Source organism: Erwinia sp. AC075 (assembly GCF_979253995.1).
Genome location: NZ_CEEDEU010000001.1, coordinates 1,072,258 through 1,087,246, shown reverse-complemented (window position 1 = coordinate 1,087,246; position 14,989 = coordinate 1,072,258). Strand labels below are relative to the sequence as shown.

The following is a 14,989-nucleotide window of genomic DNA, read 5'->3' as shown; positions in this document are numbered from 1 at the left end:
TTACACGCTGAACGACTGTTTGAATGTGGCGGTGAGTGAGTATTTCCCCCCACCTAATGCAACTGGCTTATGACCGGCGCATCTGTAGAGCCCGAGAGGATAGAGAGGCGGCTTCCACTGGAAAGATTTAGTGCCGGCATGTAGGTCGAGGAAGGTGGCGATCGCCGATATATAAGCCTCATCACCCACAAATGAAAGATCAAAACTCATCAGTTTCGTGTTGATACCATCACCGACTACCTGCTCGTAACCATCACCCTGCTGCCCGGTTCTGGTCCTGTAATTAACCTCACCTTCAGCATTAATTCGTGGGCACCATGAAAAGGTTTCTATTGCCATTTATCTTCCCTTCATCGTTTTATAGAACGCCCCGCCGGGCCTGAGGTCTTTGTTCCTCATCTCAAGGTACTTCTGCTCAACCATCCGACCTATCTCACTTCCAAACTGTTCGTATCCTGAACTCGACTGAGTATTAGAGTTGCCACTGCCATCAATCTGGATATAAACCTGAGGAGCGACACCGCTGCCAGACATAGTCGATGCCCCATCCGATACTGACCTGACGCCTAATGAACCATCCGCTGCTCTGGTAAGAGGCATAATCGCTTCCGGGCCAGCCTCACCCATCAAACCAGCCCCCTTAGCAAAGGCAAACCGGGTAGGGCTATGGACAACGCTATTGCTGTAAGAACTTAGATCAGAAGAATCGTAAACACCCCCTTTGGCATTCAGCGCTAATCCGCTGTATGAGCCACTTGAGAAGGAGTTGTTTGTACTCGCTGAGGAAGCGCCGCCAGCAGCGGCACCACCAACACTGACAGCCGCACCTAAGACGGTGCTAAGCGTTGATGTGCTACTTCCGATCGTATTAACCAGCGCCATCTGAAGAGCTACTTTCGAAATCATCTCCAGCGTTGAGATGCCCCAAGATTTCCAGTCAGCTTTACTACTGACGAGCATTGTGGCCATGTTTGAAAATGCGCGGTCTAATGTCGTCTGTACGCCCTGTGAAACACTCCCTGAGACATTGTTTAAGTTCTCAAGCCAGCTGTTATAACCACGCGACACGCCTGACATCCAGTCAGCTTCTGATGCAGAAATAGCCTGATACTTTTTATCCAGTGCATCCAGGGCCTCCTGTCTCTGCGCTACTGCGGCTGAGCCCTTATCCGTCTTATCAAATACGCGCTCAACCTGCTGCTGGTCGTCAAAGCGTGACCGTTGGCGATCGCTCATCCCGGATGTGGCCGTGGTCAGCGTTGCCTCATCGCGATATTTGCGGGCAGCATCAGTCAGGTCCTTGAGGGCATCAGTCTGCTCACGCTGCTTTCTGACGTTCTCATCGGCTTTCTGATTCCACTTCGCCAGCTCTTCAGAGGATGCCCTGATTGCCTTGCGCTGCTCGTCGGTCCACTTCGTTCCCGCCTGATGCGATGCTGCATAAAGCTCTGATGCTTTTTCGCCTTCGGTAGCTCGTACCTTCTGCACCTCAATGGCTACGCTCAGATCCGCCATTTTCCTGCTGTATTGCTCAGCGGTGGCCGCCGCCTCTCTCTCCGATTTGTTCAGAGCGTTGGTAGCGGAGGTGCCATCCTTTTTGGCCTGAGCTGCAGCCGCATCCTTTTTCGCAGCCTGGTCTTTGTTATAAATGTAGGTGGTATACAGAGCGCCGCTTAGCTTGAGGTCTTCTGCTTCATAAACGTGTTGCTGATGGAGCTTTTGAAGGCCGGTCATGCTCGCCATTTCGTTTTCACGGCGAGACTTTTCCACAGCGGTTGATTGCTGAGGAGTGGCTTTCGCAGTTGACACGACAGGACCAGCATATTGTGGAGGCGTAGCGCCAGCCGTAGCCGTCATTGACCGGTTCAGAAGGTCATAGGCACCCTTCAGGATTGAAACGGCTCCAGCCTGCTCTACGGCCTTTTTGGTGGCTAAATCACTGGCATCATTTACGAGCTTCTGAGTATCTGCGACTTTTGAAGCAGCCTGCTCACGTTGATACTCCAGTTTGTTCAGCTGGTCCGTTAAATCGATGTTTTTGGCGGTTATGTCCGCCTGATTCATAAAGGTATTAATGCGCGTCAACGTTGGGTGAGCGTCATAGTCCTTCTGAATCTGGTCCAGCCCTTTCAGGCTGTCCTGCACCTTAGCGATCTGAGTATCCAGATCGGCCAGGTCTTTCTTCTGGGCGTCCAGAGATGAGCGGGCGTCGGCCGCTGTTGATTTGAGCCCCAGAACAGACATCGTCTGAAGCTTGCCGTTAATCTCATCGAGGTTGCTGGCAAAACTAACGGCCTCTTTATGTGCCTGCTGAGTATTCTGGTAAAGGCCATACATCGCCACACCGGAAGCAATGATCACACCCGGCCAGCCGCCCAAGAGCCCCAACACCCCGCTACCAATCCGTGACATTGCGGAAGCGGTTGACGTGAGGTTAGTCATTGCAGCAGAGCGGCCGCTAATGGCGTTATTCAGTGAGGCCTGCGCTGCTGAAAGTTTACGCTCAGCAATGATTTGGGCTTCGATGGAGGTGGCTGCTGCCTTAGCCTGTTGGGCACGATATACGGCTTCACGGCCTGCGGCCACGCTAACCTGGGCACCACGAACTTGAGCCTGCGCCAGAGCAACTTCTGCAGCCGTGTTAGAGATGATCGCAGTGGTCGAACTGGCTACGCTACCGACCATATTGCCAAAGTACCGGGCAATCCCCAGCCCAACCAGAACGCCCGTAACGTTTGCTACGGTATCAATATTTTTTGCGAGGCCATCGAGAACGCCGGACAGGCTTGAAGAGGCACCAACAGCATCATTGGCCCCACCTACCCAGGCAAGGAAAGCATTTTGCACCTTCTGCGCAGATCCACTAATAGATGCCGGCAGTGTCTCAAACTCTTTGCGCAGAACCTGCACATTCGTCAGCAGTGGAACAATCTTATCGGTGGTCAGCTGGCCGTTATTAGCCATGTTACGCAACCCGCCAACGGTCGTACCCAATCCGTCAGCCAGCAACTTAACTAACCTGCCACCATTTTCCATGATGGAGTTGAATTCCTCACCACGAAGAACACCCGAAGCGAGAGCCTGACTTAACTGCGTGATTACCGAACTGGCCTCTTCTGTGCTGGCACCAGACAGCTTAAGTGATGTAGCGACCGTCTCAGTGACCTTCGCAACGTCTGCAGATGCAAAGCCAGCAGATCGCATCGATTGCGCAATTCGGCTGTAGAGATTTGTGTTCGCCTGAAGAGACGTGCCGGTGCGCTGGCTGATCTCCATCAGTACGCGCTGTGAAGCGGTGTAATCGTCAGTGGAAGAGGACGCCAGTTTCAGGCGGCCATTCATCTGGTTCCAGGTGTCAGCAAACTCAATAAGCTGATGCGTTGCAAATGCACCTGCCCATGCACCGGCAAGGCCAGCTGCTGATGATTTGACGGTAGCCAGCTGGCTGTTCAACTCACCCAGAGAGCGCTGTGTTTCCCGTGTGGCCGCTGCAGCCTTCTTACCGCCCTGCTCCATGGTTTTGTAATAATCGGCCCCCATACGGGAGGCGCGGGCAATCTCAGACTGAAACGAGCTCGAGTTTGCCGATATTTTGATAATAAGTTCGCGCAGCGTTGCCATATTTCACCCATATACACCCCCGCCTGCGCGGGTATCAAAGTCCGGAAATCCACTCTTCCAGGCCGCTAATTTCTTCTTTTTCTTCTGACTGGCCCCACTTGAGAAGCGTGTCATCGAGAGAAAACTTCCCGCCCTGCGAATTGAGCACGGCAGTCGCCACCTGAGCAGACTGAACATCACCCCGCCAGTCTCCAATAGGGCTCAGCCGGTCATAGGCAATCCACAGTTTTAATTCACTGGCGGTCAGGCTTTGTCGGAGTTCATGAACAGTGCGCCCCAGACGGAGCGCAAGAGACATCAGAAAGAAGGTCAGCGGCTCTTTTACTTTGCTTCAGCGGCTTCCTGAGTCAGTCCAAGACTTAATGCCTGCTGAAGCAGGCGGGCATGCACCGGCCCGTAGATTTCTGACACAAGCTTTTTGTCTTCCTGAGAGAAAACGGAATTGCCAGCGTCATCCAGCAGGACATCAATGAAGAGGATCACATCGGCATCACGGTTTCGGATAAACGTCTCAGTGGCCGATAACTTTGGCGCTTCTTCGCCTTCCGGTAGCTCAGGGGAAATGAGCGCGCGGAAATCAACCCAGGCTTCGCCAGAAGGTTCACGAAGGGTAACTTTGACATCGCCCCACTCAGGCACTGCCACAGTTTTAGTTCGGTAAGCACCCTGAGGAGCCAGAGCCAGATCACGCAATGATGCTGCTTTAGTCATTGTTTTGTTCTCAAGTGGAAGGAAATTAAGGCATTTAAAAAGCGGCCTGGGCCGCTTAAGAGGTGGTTTCGCGAATCCGGATCGGCTTACCGCGAACACGGAGCGAATAAGTCGCACCAACCACAGAAGATGTCGCAGCAGACCATGAGCTTTGACGGACTTCAACCAGGACATAGAAGCCATTGCCTGATGCAAACTTAACGCGCAAGGCACGAAGCTCGTCATTGTCATAGGCAGTCTGCAATGCTTCCTGTGCCTCTTCATCACCCACCCAGTTACGGCTGATGCTCATTTCAGCAGGTGCCGCCAGACCGTTAGTCTGTTCCTGCTCGGTGGAGCAAAGTGTGGTGACATCGATGTCGCCTTTCTGACCGCCGGTGAAGGTGATCTCTTTGGTTGCGCAGGCAGCCTCAAGCCAGGCAACGCCGGAATCAGGGAAGCCTGGTGCCGTGAATTCATCAGATGTTACTGGCGCATCGGAGACGGCAATAGTCATCCCCTTGGTTACTTCATATTTACTCGACATATGATCTCCGGGCATAAAAAAACCGCCATCAGGCGGTGATTGTTAGGATTGGGTTTATTGCTGGCTCTGGATTTCCATTGTGGCGCGGTAAAGCCCGGTATCGGACTCATAACCATTTGACCGGTTCAGCTGTGTGAATTGCAGCGGGCTAAGCGCTTCCTGCGCCTGCTTGCGAATGGTTCGCGCTTCATCGGTTGATGTGGCATAAACATCTACCTGCAAAGCATCATTCTCTTCCGCTGGTCCACAAAACGTATCTCCAAATACCTCGCTGACGATCGTGAAGATTATCCATGGTGGCGATACAGCAGGCTCACCTTCGGCATTCAGTGGTGCAACGTACGGATAAACCTGCCCGTCACATAAATTACCAATCAGGGAATAAATATCCGCTTCGGTCATTTTGAAAGCGCCTCATCAATTGCCAGATTTGCTCTCGCAAACGCCGCTTTAGCCGCCTCTTCCTGTCGAGCATCATATGCTGGACGAATAAACGGAATAGCCGGCATCTCTGATGTGCCCATTTCGACGAAACGCCAGTAAAAAGCGTTGTTACGGTTACTGGCTTTCATTTTGTTGTCGCTGTTGCCGGTCCGGGGGTTTCTCCCACGAATATGAACACCGGATGAGATATCACCGTTCCTGTCCCGCTGAGTCATCACAACAATATTCCTTTTCAATTTGCCAGTAAGGACCGGTGCCCTTTTTACTGCCTCATCTTTGAAAATTGTTGCTGCGGCGCGGGTTGCATCACGCAAAACCTTTCGGTTTTCTGCCTTGCTCAGGGCGTTGAGGTCTTCAGAAAGGTCCATTAGCCCTGAAAAGTCGATTTTTGTATCGATCACAATTTAACTCCCTGCTTACAGAGAATTTCAAGGCGCGATAATCGGGCGTCTGGCATCGGTGTCCCCGAGACTTCAAGGACAAGGCCTTTGAAAGGTCCAGACTCACAAAGGAAGCGTGAGGCTGCAGTGACATCGCTCCGGTATCGCATCCAGATTCTGACAGTTGCCTCTGCTTTTTCAGATCCAGATGTCATCAACTCACGCCCGCTGACTGCTTTAACCTCAGCAGGTATGCCCGAGTCCACTTTAAACCACTCGTCTTTAGGCTGGCCTGACGGAAGCTTTATGGTGGTAAAGTTCTCCAGCGTCACTCTGTGTCTGAATCGTCCAGGCTCCATCAGGATGTTTCCTCAGCTTCATCGACAGTACCGCGCCAGTTCCGGTGATTGAACATCAGATTTTCGGCGGCTTTATTCGAATAGAGTTGAACTTCTGTCTGACTTGTTCTGTGTTCAAACAGGTCACCAAAAACGAGAAGCATTGCAGAAACCACCGGGGACGGGATGTCGCTGGCTGTTTTCCATCGCGGTTCATCGCACCACATCAGGCAATAATCCAGTGCTGCCTGAGCGTAACGTTTAATCACAGCGTCACGATCGGTCGCATCAAATTCTATGTGCTGGCGAAGTTCCTCAATCGGCACTACGGTTGTCACATCAATCGCCATAGTAAATCGGGGCAGGTTTCCCCGCCCCGCCTCATCAGGAACCTGACTCGAAGGTGCCTTTGATGATTGCCGTTGGCCGGTAATGCGCCAGCGCCAGGCGCTCTTCACACAGAATGGTCAGCATGTTTTTCACGAAGTTGTCGCGGTCTTCGCGGCTCACCTCAATCGTGGCGTCCATGCGATCCCAGACCTGCGAAGCCAGGTCAAAACCACCCACCGTAAACGTACCAGCTGCCTGCGCTTTGGTTGGTACTACAGGCAGTCCCCACATCACGTTAGATGCAAAGGCCTGTGGGCCACCAAAGATGTAGCGCCCTTCGCCGTCTTTCAGCAGTGCAATACTGTGCCAGTCACGCGGGTTCAGGATGATGCCCGATGCGCTGAACTCAGACTCAGTCACCTGAAATACAGCGTGCGCGATGATATCTGCACGCGTATCACCCGTGGCGTTCAGGGCAGCATCATAGTCCGTAGCCACGTGGTTCAGACCTTCCAAATCGTCGCCAGTACCATCGCCGTTCAGCAACTGACGCTCTTCAGCAAGAGCAAGACCGTACATCAGGCGGTTATTTACGTAGGACTGGAGCATTGGCGCATCGTCCATGACCTGGCGAGATGCCTGAATCCAGTGTGCCACGGTCTTAACGTTGGCAGTCTGCTTGCTGAAGGTGATATCTGACTCAGGCTTCAGCGCCTTTTCCGCCACAGATGCCGCGTTGTTGGTGAACAGCTCTTCACGGACATATTCCAGTGAATTACTGGAGATGCGGCCCTGCGCCAGCAGATCACGGATGGTCAGACGACGTAGGCCGGGAGCGATAATACCCGGCACCTGCATTGGCTGGATCAGTGAACCGGCTGAGGCTGCATCGCTGCCGAGCGATTTATTGAAGGTTTTAGCATCGAAGCTACCTTTGCTGCCGTTCCAGGATTTGGTCAGTTCTTCAGCTGCACGCTCAGAGAATGACTTTTTCTGGGATGGGTCTTCAGCACCGGCAGAGAGTTTTTGCTCGAGATCGAACAGACGAGAGCCTGACTTCTGCATCTCTTCATTCACTTTCGCCAGGTCTTCCTGGAGCTGCTTGGAGATCACACCGGTGGATTCGATCTCTTTTTTCTGCGCGTCAAAGAGCTGCTGCATTGTTTTCTGCGAGTCTTCGAGGGCTTTCTGAATTTGTGCAAGTTCTGACATGTTATTTAATTCCTAAATTAGCGGGGAAAGACTTAATGCTCTCTAACAGAGCCGTAATTTGAACTTCGTTTTCGCCGCCCTCGGACTCGCTCCGAATTGCTGACTTAAACCGGGCAACCATGCCCACTGCCTGTGACTTGGAAAAGCCGACTGAATCCCTCAGCCAGTTCTCAATGTCACGAATAGATTCGATACCCTCAGCACTTTTCATTGCTGAAACACCAGCAAGCTCATTGGCCGGGAAGGTACAAACGCTGATTTCACGCAGAGCCGCGATGTTCTTGAAAATGCGGCCGGATGGAATGATTGTGTAATCGTCTTTACTCACCGAGAACCCAACGGACATTCCTTCCACCGTGCCGTGCTGCATAGCCGCTTTCAAATCGGACGCACCACTGTGTCCCGGCGTTAACTGGCCCCGGACCAACAGCCCTTTGCTGTCCTCTTCCAGCGCCTCCCATTTCCCTACCGGGATTTCCCACGTTTTATGGTTGAAGAACATCGCCACCTTGCGGGACTGATTTGTCAGGGCATTTTTGAATGCCCCCGGAAGGATGATGTCGCCGTCAGAGTCGGTGTTATTAAAGACAGATGCATAGCCTTCGAAAATCCCCTGTTTCCCGTCACCCGTGAACTTGATTTCGGTCTGGTCGAAGGACAGTGTTTTATTAATTTCTGGCATTGGTGCCCCCATAAAAACTAAGCCCCGCTTTCGCGAGGCTCATTGTTGTTACCCAGTTGGGTGATAGGTATGTACTGCGCTTGTCGGAAAGCCACATCCCCACCAGGTAGAGGTGGCTGATTATCCAGTCTTCGCATCTCATTGATGGTGCGAAGGCCAGCCTCACCCATTGATTTCATGAATGCGGCGCGGGAGGCCGAATCCCCCCTCAGAAGTCCGTCGAGGTTATGCTCTGCGTGATATTTACCAACCTGCGCGGGCTGCAGTAACCAGCGCTGAATGCAATTTTCCCAGCGGGAGATAAACGGCTGTAGGGTGTATTGCAGGAAACCAAGATTTTGCTGCTCAATGCCGGTGCCCCAGCTCGTCGACTTCTCAACGTCACCCACCAGATGGGGAGGAACGCCGAAGAATCGGGCCAGCTCACTGACCTGAAACTTTCTCGACGCCATCATTTCAGCATCCTGAGGTGTAACGCCGATCGCGGTTGAGTCAAAAGCTGCCTCGAGTATCCAGAGGCGCTTTTTCACCGGACCACCAGCAATTTCTTTGAAGTTGGCTTCAATCTGGGTGCGTTGCTCTTGCGTCAGCACCTTGTCAGTTTTTAGCAACTGCGGAGATTTGGCACCGTTTGCAAAGAAGTCACGTTGCTGGTCTTCCATTGCCACAGCTACACCAGCTGACTTGCAGGCGTGGGCAATGGGTGAAAGCCCCACCAGCCCGTTGAAGCCAAACCCTTTCAGATGGAAAATATCTTTATGGGCAAAATTGGCATATTCGGTATCACGCTGATAACGGTAAACCAGCTTTTTACCTTCCAGTCGAACATCCATATTTGCGGACATTAACGGGATCATGCTGACCACATCGCCAACCGAATTTCTTTCGATTAGGGCATAAGCATTCCCGTAGAAGCAAAGCTGCATGGTCATGGCTTCACGAAATTCCTGAGCCGTCATGTACTGATTTGGCGAATATTGCAGTAACCGGGCGAGAGGGTTATTCATCCCCACCTTACTCCGGTTGTTTTCCTTATCTGTTTCAAAAACATCCAGTGGCAGGGTTGAGGTCAGCGTAGAGATCAGGCTTACGCATCGCCAGACGGTGGATATCTGAAGAATGCGCTCATCACTGATAACTGAGTCGCCAAGGTGCCCGCTGGCTGACGTTGGCCCCATCTGGGAACCTTTCTCTGGGGTAATCAGGCGGCCACCGACAAACCACGATTGCGCCCGAGCCCACCAACCGGTGTTCGTTCGGAGATCAATGCTGTATTTAGGTTCTTCCATCACATGCTCAGTGGTTGAAATATGAAGTCGTCAAAGTCACCACCTTTTTCAGTGACCTCCCCATTAGCTGCGCCCACAGACATCGTGAGGGCAACCATGCCGTCTATGCGGCCTGTGGCTTTGGATTTATCCAGCTTGCGGTTGCCGGCCGCGTCTTTAACAACCACGGCATTACCGGCGCACATCGTCAATACAGGATGCATTCCATGTCGCAGACGGCCGTTGAGCATAAGTGACTCAAGCGTATCAACCGCCGGGCCCATATCTTTGAAGCCCTGGCCAAACTCCACCAGCGGGAGCGTCAATCCAATTGACTCCGCATCCTTCTTGAATTGCTCTATGCGCCAGCGGTCAAACGCCATCGAAGAGATGTCAAATTCACTGAGGATTTCAGCAATATCTTTAACCACAAACTCATAATCGACTGATGCGCCTGGAGTGGTTTTTAGTAACCCCTGCTTTACCCAAACGTCATATGGCGCCCTGTCTGTTTTTGCCCTTTCCGCAACTGTTTTACCTGGCGTCCAGAAGTACGGGAAAACATCCCAGATGCCGTCTTCGGCCTCACCAGCGATCACCAGAGCGGTTAAGTCATTGCGAGCAGACAGATCCAGACCAGCAAACCACTTGCGCGGCGTATTGGTCGGTTCTGCTCCGCATGACTCCCACACGCTGCGGGAAATAAACGGAGACACTGTAGAAACTCGCTGATTGAGGTTTAAGTTGCGATATGTGTTTTCAAAGCTTGGCATGCGCCCAGCCTTTTCCGCTTGGCGGGCCATGTCCTTTTCAGACCGGAACGTGCCAAGTGCCGGATTAGCAGCAAGCCACGTTTCACGCTTACTGATATCTGCCTCTTTCGGCGCTTCGTACACATGACAAACGATGTGAGGGTCTTTCGATTTCCGGGCATCGTCAATCCAGATGCTCAACAGGTCGGCGTCATTTGCTGCTTGCGTGCTGATGACTATCAGCAAAGGATTTTCATGCGCACCCTGAGCGGTTGTAATCGCATCAATGAAATCATCCTGGGAGCCACGAACCTGCCCGGTTTCATCCAGGATCGCCAGAATTGGTGACAGGCCATGTGTTGTTTTCCCCTCAGCAGAAAGCGCCCGGTAAATAACATTGCATGGCAGGCCGATCAGCTTTTTACCACTGGGGGTGATGTGCACGATTTCCTTAAGCTCAGGGCTCAAGTTCACCATCTTCACAGCCAGTTCAAAAACAATTGATGCCTGCTCACGGCTAAGCGCACCGCTAACGATTTGGGAGTTTTGCACTGCTTCGGGGCCAACAAGGTGTGCCAGCATAATTCCGGCAATAAGGCCTGTCTTTCCGTTCTTGCGGGCGATACTGAGGATCGCCATATCGGTGCCGACTGGGTTGTCGTAGGTATCCAGAATGAATTTTTTCTGGAATGTATCAAGACTCATGGGTTGCCCTACCAGCTTGCCTTCCGGCACAACACAGTATTCCTCAATGAACGCGATAACGAGCTCACCTCGCGTCAGCTCATCTTCATTCATGGGTATTTATCCCTGCTTCGGAAATGCGATCAGATTGCGTTTGCTGCCTGTATGCTTCTCGGCCGTCGCTCTAGCGTTCTGGTCATTCTGATTGCGCTTCTTCTGATCGCGACTTTCACCGTTGGTAGCATGGGAATGGATTTGCAAGTCACGTCGCTGGGCAAGAATGGTTCGCTGCAACTCCAGAATCTGCTTACGGAGGTCTTTAATCAGCGCCTCATTCCTCGCATCACCACGCACTCTCTCTTCTTTGCGCAAATCTTTGCGGAGAACGGTGATATAGAGCTGATTATTTGCCAGTTCAGCAGCTGCAAGCAGGTCGGCTGGCGTCCAACTGTCCAGAGCTTTCGATCTGATGTTGTCGTGCCAGAATGGTTCGGCTTTTTTCTCCAGACCCGCATGCTCCGGTGGCTGAAGGGTATCCACATTCGCATTTTGCATAGCCTGAATTGCAGCAGTTGAACTGTCAGAACGAGTTCTTTTATCTGCCATGTGTCAACACCTTAAAACGGAAAAAATCGGGTTAGCGTTAAAATAAAACTTTGGCGGCGGTCATTTGGGGTAAAGGGTTTGAAGATTTACCCTCCCCCCTAGCCCAAATGCGAATGGATATCATTACAAATGCAATCATTTCACTTTGTAATCATTTCCATTTCATCCATCTGAGCCTCTGCTCCAATCAGGCCGAAGGCTACCATCGCCTCACCGGCTGGATAGTCAGCCAGCACTTCACGCAAGCGATTCTCAGCCTCTCTCACCTTCACCTGACTTTCATCAGGCAACGAGGCAATCAATCCTTTGAACATCAGTAAGGTTTGTTGGTCTGCTGTCATTACTTACTCCAGTGCGATGCAGGGTCGAGCGGATAGCCATTGGCATCACAGCCAATCATTGTGCCGCTCTTCTCCATGCGTTGCTTTGTTGAGTCGTGGTGTGCCTTACACAGTGGCTGCCAGTTCTTCTTATCCCAGAACAGCTTTTGCGCTTTGGCGATCGCCTGCTGATTGCCTGACTTAATGGCGTCCTTCAGCTTATGTGGTTCGATGTGGTCAACGACTGATGCGGCCGCTATGCGGTGTTGATCTTCACACATGCTGCAGAGTGGATGCTCTTGAAGGAATGACAGTCGGGCTTTATCCCATCGGCTGCCGTAAATGCGTGGCTCTTTCTTTTCCATGATTACCTCAACACTGGGAAGACAGCTAAGCGCCATGCCCTGCGCCGTTCGTTCCTCGGCTCGTTGTCCGGGTGTCGCTCGACAGTCACGCCATCGGCATGATCCACCAGCGAGTAACACGGATAGATAACCTTGCGGCCCAGAGCGTCACCGACAGCATAGTCAGCTGCCTTTGTCCGGTTCCAGTTCTTCAGGATTGTGCTGATGCCGCTTTGTGGTGGGCTATAGCAGACGCCATGAATCAGCCTGTCCATTGTGATGTAGTCACCTTTCCGCTTGTCTGCATCAATAAGGCAGTATGCTATCTGCTGCTGATACTGAGGCGGTCTGCCGGTGCCAAGATAAAAGCTTATGAGTTGCTCAGGGAAGCGAGTTATCCATTCACTGGCAATATCAATGAAGCCAGCAACAGGTACCGCATCATCCTCCATTACCAGCACCGGGCAATCCTGCTGACCTGCCCACTCAATAGCGCGGCGGTGGTTCCAGTTTGCGCCATGGTTCTCTTCATCAATCAGCAAGTGAGCACCTGTTGATTCTGCCAGGCGAGTGGCCATATCGCGGCGCGAATGGTGGCCGACAACCACAATCTTTATTTGTGCTGCCACCATGCAAACTCCTTGCCTGTTCCGTTAGTCTTGAACACCGTGTTAACTCGAGGGCCAGTCAACAGTTTTTCGCGCTGCTGATAACCCACTATGCCGAAAGCGATCATGTCGCCAATGCACGGCTTGCCCTTCTCTTTGCCCCAGAACCGGTTCGACTCGGTGCGGTACCAGATGCGTACAATCGCGTGCGCGTATGCCATCACATCTTCACGTGAGCCACCCAGCAAGCCAGCGTTTAGCATCAGGTCATGCTGATGTGCTTCAATGAACTTCTGGTAACACTGCTCAGGATGGTTTGAAATTGCCCACAAATCGGAATATGTTTTTGGCTCCGAACCGACATACAGTCGGCTAGGCTCCATCTCATTCCAGGGCTCACGTAACATCTCAACGTCAGTGCCATCGGTACACCAGACGAAACGGTATTCAGGGTGATCTCGAAGGTATTGCCAGATATGCAGCCAGCGCCTGAAATAAACGTTCATCTTCACTTCAGGAACGCGGTGAAGTGTTGCACCTACGGGTCCTGTTTCCAGTTCATCCACCAGCACAACAGCATCTGCCCCTTTGATTGATGCGGACCACTTACCCAGCAGGCCAGCAGATGGCGTTAGCTTAGTTCCGCGCTGCGGGTCTGGTTGGCTGGTCAGTAAAGAGGTGATAACCAGGTTCTTTTGCTGGCGGTACTCTGCATACCCGGTATAGCCAGTGTCGCGGCGCTCATTGTGAATTCGGACGTTGTTCTTTACCTGCTGCTCTCTGTCCGGACGAGGAACTGAACGCTCAACAGCTTCATGTTCATCCAGCGAATAGATCAGCTTTTCAGAACCGGCTACATCGGCGAATGCCCAGCTGGTCAACCCGGCATTGTGGATGCGAAGCGCCAGGTCTGAATGCTCATACATTCCACGACCATAAACAGGGTCGAAGCCACCAACCTTCTCAATCGCTGAGCGGTGGTAATAGAGCATGACGCCGCGCTGCCCGGTGTAAGCAATATGCTTTTCATCACGGTAAAGCACGGCGAGATCGTTAAGTTTCTTCGGCCCAGCCAGATCAAGGAACTGGTAAGCTAGGTGCGGTTCAGGAGATTCGATGTAAGGTTGTTCCCATCCACCAGCAACAGGCCAGGCATCATCATCCCAAAGGAAAAGATGCTCACACCCAGCATCAATCAGCACCTCAAGGCTGGCGTTCTTTGATGCCACAATGCCGCGTGATATGTCACAACGAATAAGCGTTACACATTCAGGCACTGTAACCGGCTTAGAGGAGCCATCATCAATGACAACCACCAGCGCACCTGCGGGGAGATGCTGTAATTGTTTTTCCAAGGCTTTAGAAAGAACGTCATGTCTGTTATGAGTCGTGATCGCAATACCCATATTGGCTCGCAGCCTTGTTACCGGAGCATAATCTACGCCATCAATAACCACGTTCATTCAGAATTTCCTGCTGATCAAATATATTCAACCCTCGGCAATGCCGGGACCGGCAACCGATGATTCATTTTTTATGCTGGAAAGTGAACTCAGTGAATGCAGTTTTCAGCACAAATTAAACAACCGCCTGAAGGCGGTTATGCATTTTTAATTATCTTGGTGACTTCCTCGGCAGGCTTTATAAAAAACCTATCCATTGTCCCAAGATTAACTTCAAGACGAAGCTTATCTATTTCGCCATGATTCTCTAAGATAAATTTTTTTACATCTGCTGCCCATGTAATATCGTCATCATTCTCAATGAAGAAAAAAGCTGATTCTCCATGCTCCAGCTTTCTTGGAAGATTGTGACACTCAGGAGAAAAATCATGCATGAAGGTAGTATCTCCAGCAAAGTGCCATATGATGGACGTAATGTTAACTGGATACTGGCCAATATTAGCGATTCTAATTCCAACCCCCTTCTTCCAAAAGTTCCCCTTAATTGCAGACAGGGTTATCTCCCCTTTAATCAGTGGTTTTGGTCTAGTCTTAGCAAGATAAAGCGAGGTGATAACGGCTGCTATAGTTGCAACTCCGGCTATGAAAGATCCAATCATTGACCAAAATGCCCATTCCGCAGCATCCCTATTGGCAAGCAAGGTTTGATAAGCAATGTAGTTATCGTCCATTTGAACCTCAATTTTTTTGAGATTAGTTT

The 14,989-nt window shown here is 51.6% G+C and carries 19 protein-coding genes; all 19 read right to left on the bottom strand.

Features of this window, described 5'->3' with window-relative positions; all coding sequences use genetic code 11:
- On the bottom strand, nt 1-339 hold the full coding sequence (locus tag AC0IXH_RS05195; protein ID WP_471720102.1) for a phage tail protein: 339 nt from the start codon (nt 337-339) through the stop codon (nt 1-3).
- Nucleotides 340-3,621 carry a phage tail tape measure protein gene (locus AC0IXH_RS05190; RefSeq protein ID WP_471720101.1) on the bottom strand — a complete coding sequence of 1,094 codons (3,282 nt, stop codon included), beginning with the start codon at nt 3,619-3,621 and terminating at the stop codon, nt 340-342.
- A 34-nt stretch (nt 3,622-3,655) separates the two neighbouring features.
- Nucleotides 3,656-3,919, bottom strand: coding sequence for a phage tail assembly protein T (locus AC0IXH_RS05185; protein ID WP_471720100.1), 264 nt, complete (start codon nt 3,917-3,919; stop codon nt 3,656-3,658).
- Nucleotides 3,920-3,942: 23 nt separating this feature from the next.
- Nucleotides 3,943-4,332, bottom strand: a complete 390-nt coding sequence (locus tag AC0IXH_RS05180) for a phage tail assembly chaperone (protein ID WP_471720099.1) — start codon at nt 4,330-4,332, stop codon at nt 3,943-3,945.
- Between the two features lie 55 nt (nt 4,333-4,387).
- Nucleotides 4,388-4,858: a phage tail tube protein gene (locus tag AC0IXH_RS05175; protein ID WP_471720098.1), complete on the bottom strand. Its 471-nt coding sequence runs from the start codon at nt 4,856-4,858 to the stop codon at nt 4,388-4,390.
- A gap of 54 nt (nt 4,859-4,912) precedes the next feature.
- On the bottom strand, nt 4,913-5,260 hold the full coding sequence (gp17, locus tag AC0IXH_RS05170) for a tail completion protein gp17 (protein ID WP_471720097.1): 348 nt from the start codon (nt 5,258-5,260) through the stop codon (nt 4,913-4,915).
- Nucleotides 5,257-5,703, bottom strand: a complete 447-nt coding sequence (locus AC0IXH_RS05165) for an HK97-gp10 family putative phage morphogenesis protein (RefSeq protein WP_471720096.1) — start codon at nt 5,701-5,703, stop codon at nt 5,257-5,259. Before AC0IXH_RS05165 ends, gp17 begins: the two co-directional genes overlap by 4 nt.
- Nucleotides 5,700-6,041: a phage head closure protein gene (locus AC0IXH_RS05160; protein WP_471720095.1), complete on the bottom strand. Its 342-nt coding sequence runs from the start codon at nt 6,039-6,041 to the stop codon at nt 5,700-5,702. Before AC0IXH_RS05160 ends, AC0IXH_RS05165 begins: the two co-directional genes overlap by 4 nt.
- Complete coding sequence (locus AC0IXH_RS05155) at nt 6,041-6,370, bottom strand: head-tail connector protein (RefSeq protein ID WP_471720094.1); 330 nt, start codon at nt 6,368-6,370, stop codon at nt 6,041-6,043. The genes AC0IXH_RS05160 and AC0IXH_RS05155 overlap by 1 nt, the downstream gene beginning before the upstream one ends.
- Nucleotides 6,371-6,404: 34 nt before the next feature.
- Nucleotides 6,405-7,562 carry a phage major capsid protein gene (locus tag AC0IXH_RS05150; protein ID WP_471720093.1) on the bottom strand — a complete coding sequence of 386 codons (1,158 nt, stop codon included), beginning with the start codon at nt 7,560-7,562 and terminating at the stop codon, nt 6,405-6,407.
- A gap of 1 nt (nt 7,563) precedes the next feature.
- Entirely contained in the window at nt 7,564-8,244 is a 681-nt protein-coding gene (locus tag AC0IXH_RS05145) for an HK97 family phage prohead protease (protein WP_471720092.1), read from the bottom strand.
- A gap of 17 nt (nt 8,245-8,261) precedes the next feature.
- Complete coding sequence (locus tag AC0IXH_RS05140; protein WP_471720091.1) at nt 8,262-9,533, bottom strand: phage portal protein; 1,272 nt, start codon at nt 9,531-9,533, stop codon at nt 8,262-8,264.
- A complete protein-coding gene (locus AC0IXH_RS05135) occupies nt 9,533-11,047 on the bottom strand; it encodes a terminase large subunit (protein WP_471721119.1) in 1,515 nt (504 codons plus the stop codon). Before AC0IXH_RS05135 ends, AC0IXH_RS05140 begins: the two co-directional genes overlap by 1 nt.
- 21 nt (nt 11,048-11,068) lie before the next feature.
- The gene (locus AC0IXH_RS05130; RefSeq protein WP_471720090.1) at nt 11,069-11,554 is read right to left on the bottom strand and encodes a terminase; all 486 of its coding nucleotides are present in this window, start codon (nt 11,552-11,554) and stop codon (nt 11,069-11,071) included.
- A gap of 140 nt (nt 11,555-11,694) precedes the next feature.
- A complete protein-coding gene (locus tag AC0IXH_RS05125; protein WP_471720089.1) occupies nt 11,695-11,895 on the bottom strand; it encodes a hypothetical protein in 201 nt (66 codons plus the stop codon).
- Nucleotides 11,895-12,239 (bottom strand): HNH endonuclease signature motif containing protein, encoded by a 345-nt coding sequence (locus AC0IXH_RS05120; protein ID WP_471720088.1) that lies wholly within the window; start codon nt 12,237-12,239, stop codon nt 11,895-11,897. Before AC0IXH_RS05120 ends, AC0IXH_RS05125 begins: the two co-directional genes overlap by 1 nt.
- A 2-nt stretch (nt 12,240-12,241) precedes the next feature.
- Nucleotides 12,242-12,850, bottom strand: a complete 609-nt coding sequence (locus AC0IXH_RS05115; RefSeq protein ID WP_471720087.1) for a hypothetical protein — start codon at nt 12,848-12,850, stop codon at nt 12,242-12,244.
- Complete coding sequence (locus AC0IXH_RS05110; RefSeq protein WP_471720086.1) at nt 12,832-14,289, bottom strand: glycosyltransferase family 2 protein; 1,458 nt, start codon at nt 14,287-14,289, stop codon at nt 12,832-12,834. The genes AC0IXH_RS05115 and AC0IXH_RS05110 overlap by 19 nt, the downstream gene beginning before the upstream one ends.
- A 137-nt stretch (nt 14,290-14,426) precedes the next feature.
- Nucleotides 14,427-14,960: a hypothetical protein gene (locus AC0IXH_RS05105; RefSeq protein WP_471720085.1), complete on the bottom strand. Its 534-nt coding sequence runs from the start codon at nt 14,958-14,960 to the stop codon at nt 14,427-14,429.
- Nucleotides 14,961-14,989: the final 29 nt, after the last annotated feature.

Excerpts from the sequence above, each read along its gene's own strand:
- AC0IXH_RS05160 (WP_471720095.1), bottom strand. The coding sequence starts at position 6,041 with ATGGAGCCTGGACGATTCAGACACAGAGTGACGCTGGAGAACTTTACC.
- AC0IXH_RS05110 (WP_471720086.1), bottom strand. The coding sequence starts at position 14,289 with ATGAACGTGGTTATTGATGGCGTAGATTATGCTCCGGTAACAAGGCTG.
- AC0IXH_RS05145 (WP_471720092.1), bottom strand. The coding sequence starts at position 8,244 with ATGCCAGAAATTAATAAAACACTGTCCTTCGACCAGACCGAAATCAAG.
- AC0IXH_RS05185 (WP_471720100.1), bottom strand. The coding sequence starts at position 3,919 with ATGTCTCTTGCGCTCCGTCTGGGGCGCACTGTTCATGAACTCCGACAA.
- AC0IXH_RS05130 (WP_471720090.1), bottom strand. The coding sequence starts at position 11,554 with ATGGCAGATAAAAGAACTCGTTCTGACAGTTCAACTGCTGCAATTCAG.
- AC0IXH_RS05190 (WP_471720101.1), bottom strand. The coding sequence starts at position 3,621 with ATGGCAACGCTGCGCGAACTTATTATCAAAATATCGGCAAACTCGAGC.
- AC0IXH_RS05175 (WP_471720098.1), bottom strand. The coding sequence starts at position 4,858 with ATGTCGAGTAAATATGAAGTAACCAAGGGGATGACTATTGCCGTCTCC.
- AC0IXH_RS05140 (WP_471720091.1), bottom strand. The coding sequence starts at position 9,533 with ATGGAAGAACCTAAATACAGCATTGATCTCCGAACGAACACCGGTTGG.
- AC0IXH_RS05155 (WP_471720094.1), bottom strand. The coding sequence starts at position 6,370 with ATGGCGATTGATGTGACAACCGTAGTGCCGATTGAGGAACTTCGCCAG.
- gp17 (WP_471720097.1), bottom strand. The coding sequence starts at position 5,260 with ATGACCGAAGCGGATATTTATTCCCTGATTGGTAATTTATGTGACGGG.
- AC0IXH_RS05120 (WP_471720088.1), bottom strand. The coding sequence starts at position 12,239 with ATGGAAAAGAAAGAGCCACGCATTTACGGCAGCCGATGGGATAAAGCC.
- AC0IXH_RS05150 (WP_471720093.1), bottom strand. The coding sequence starts at position 7,562 with ATGTCAGAACTTGCACAAATTCAGAAAGCCCTCGAAGACTCGCAGAAA.
- AC0IXH_RS05180 (WP_471720099.1), bottom strand. The coding sequence starts at position 4,332 with ATGACTAAAGCAGCATCATTGCGTGATCTGGCTCTGGCTCCTCAGGGT.
- AC0IXH_RS05195 (WP_471720102.1), bottom strand. The coding sequence starts at position 339 with ATGGCAATAGAAACCTTTTCATGGTGCCCACGAATTAATGCTGAAGGT.
- AC0IXH_RS05115 (WP_471720087.1), bottom strand. The coding sequence starts at position 12,850 with ATGGTGGCAGCACAAATAAAGATTGTGGTTGTCGGCCACCATTCGCGC.
- AC0IXH_RS05105 (WP_471720085.1), bottom strand. The coding sequence starts at position 14,960 with ATGGACGATAACTACATTGCTTATCAAACCTTGCTTGCCAATAGGGAT.
- AC0IXH_RS05125 (WP_471720089.1), bottom strand. The coding sequence starts at position 11,895 with ATGACAGCAGACCAACAAACCTTACTGATGTTCAAAGGATTGATTGCC.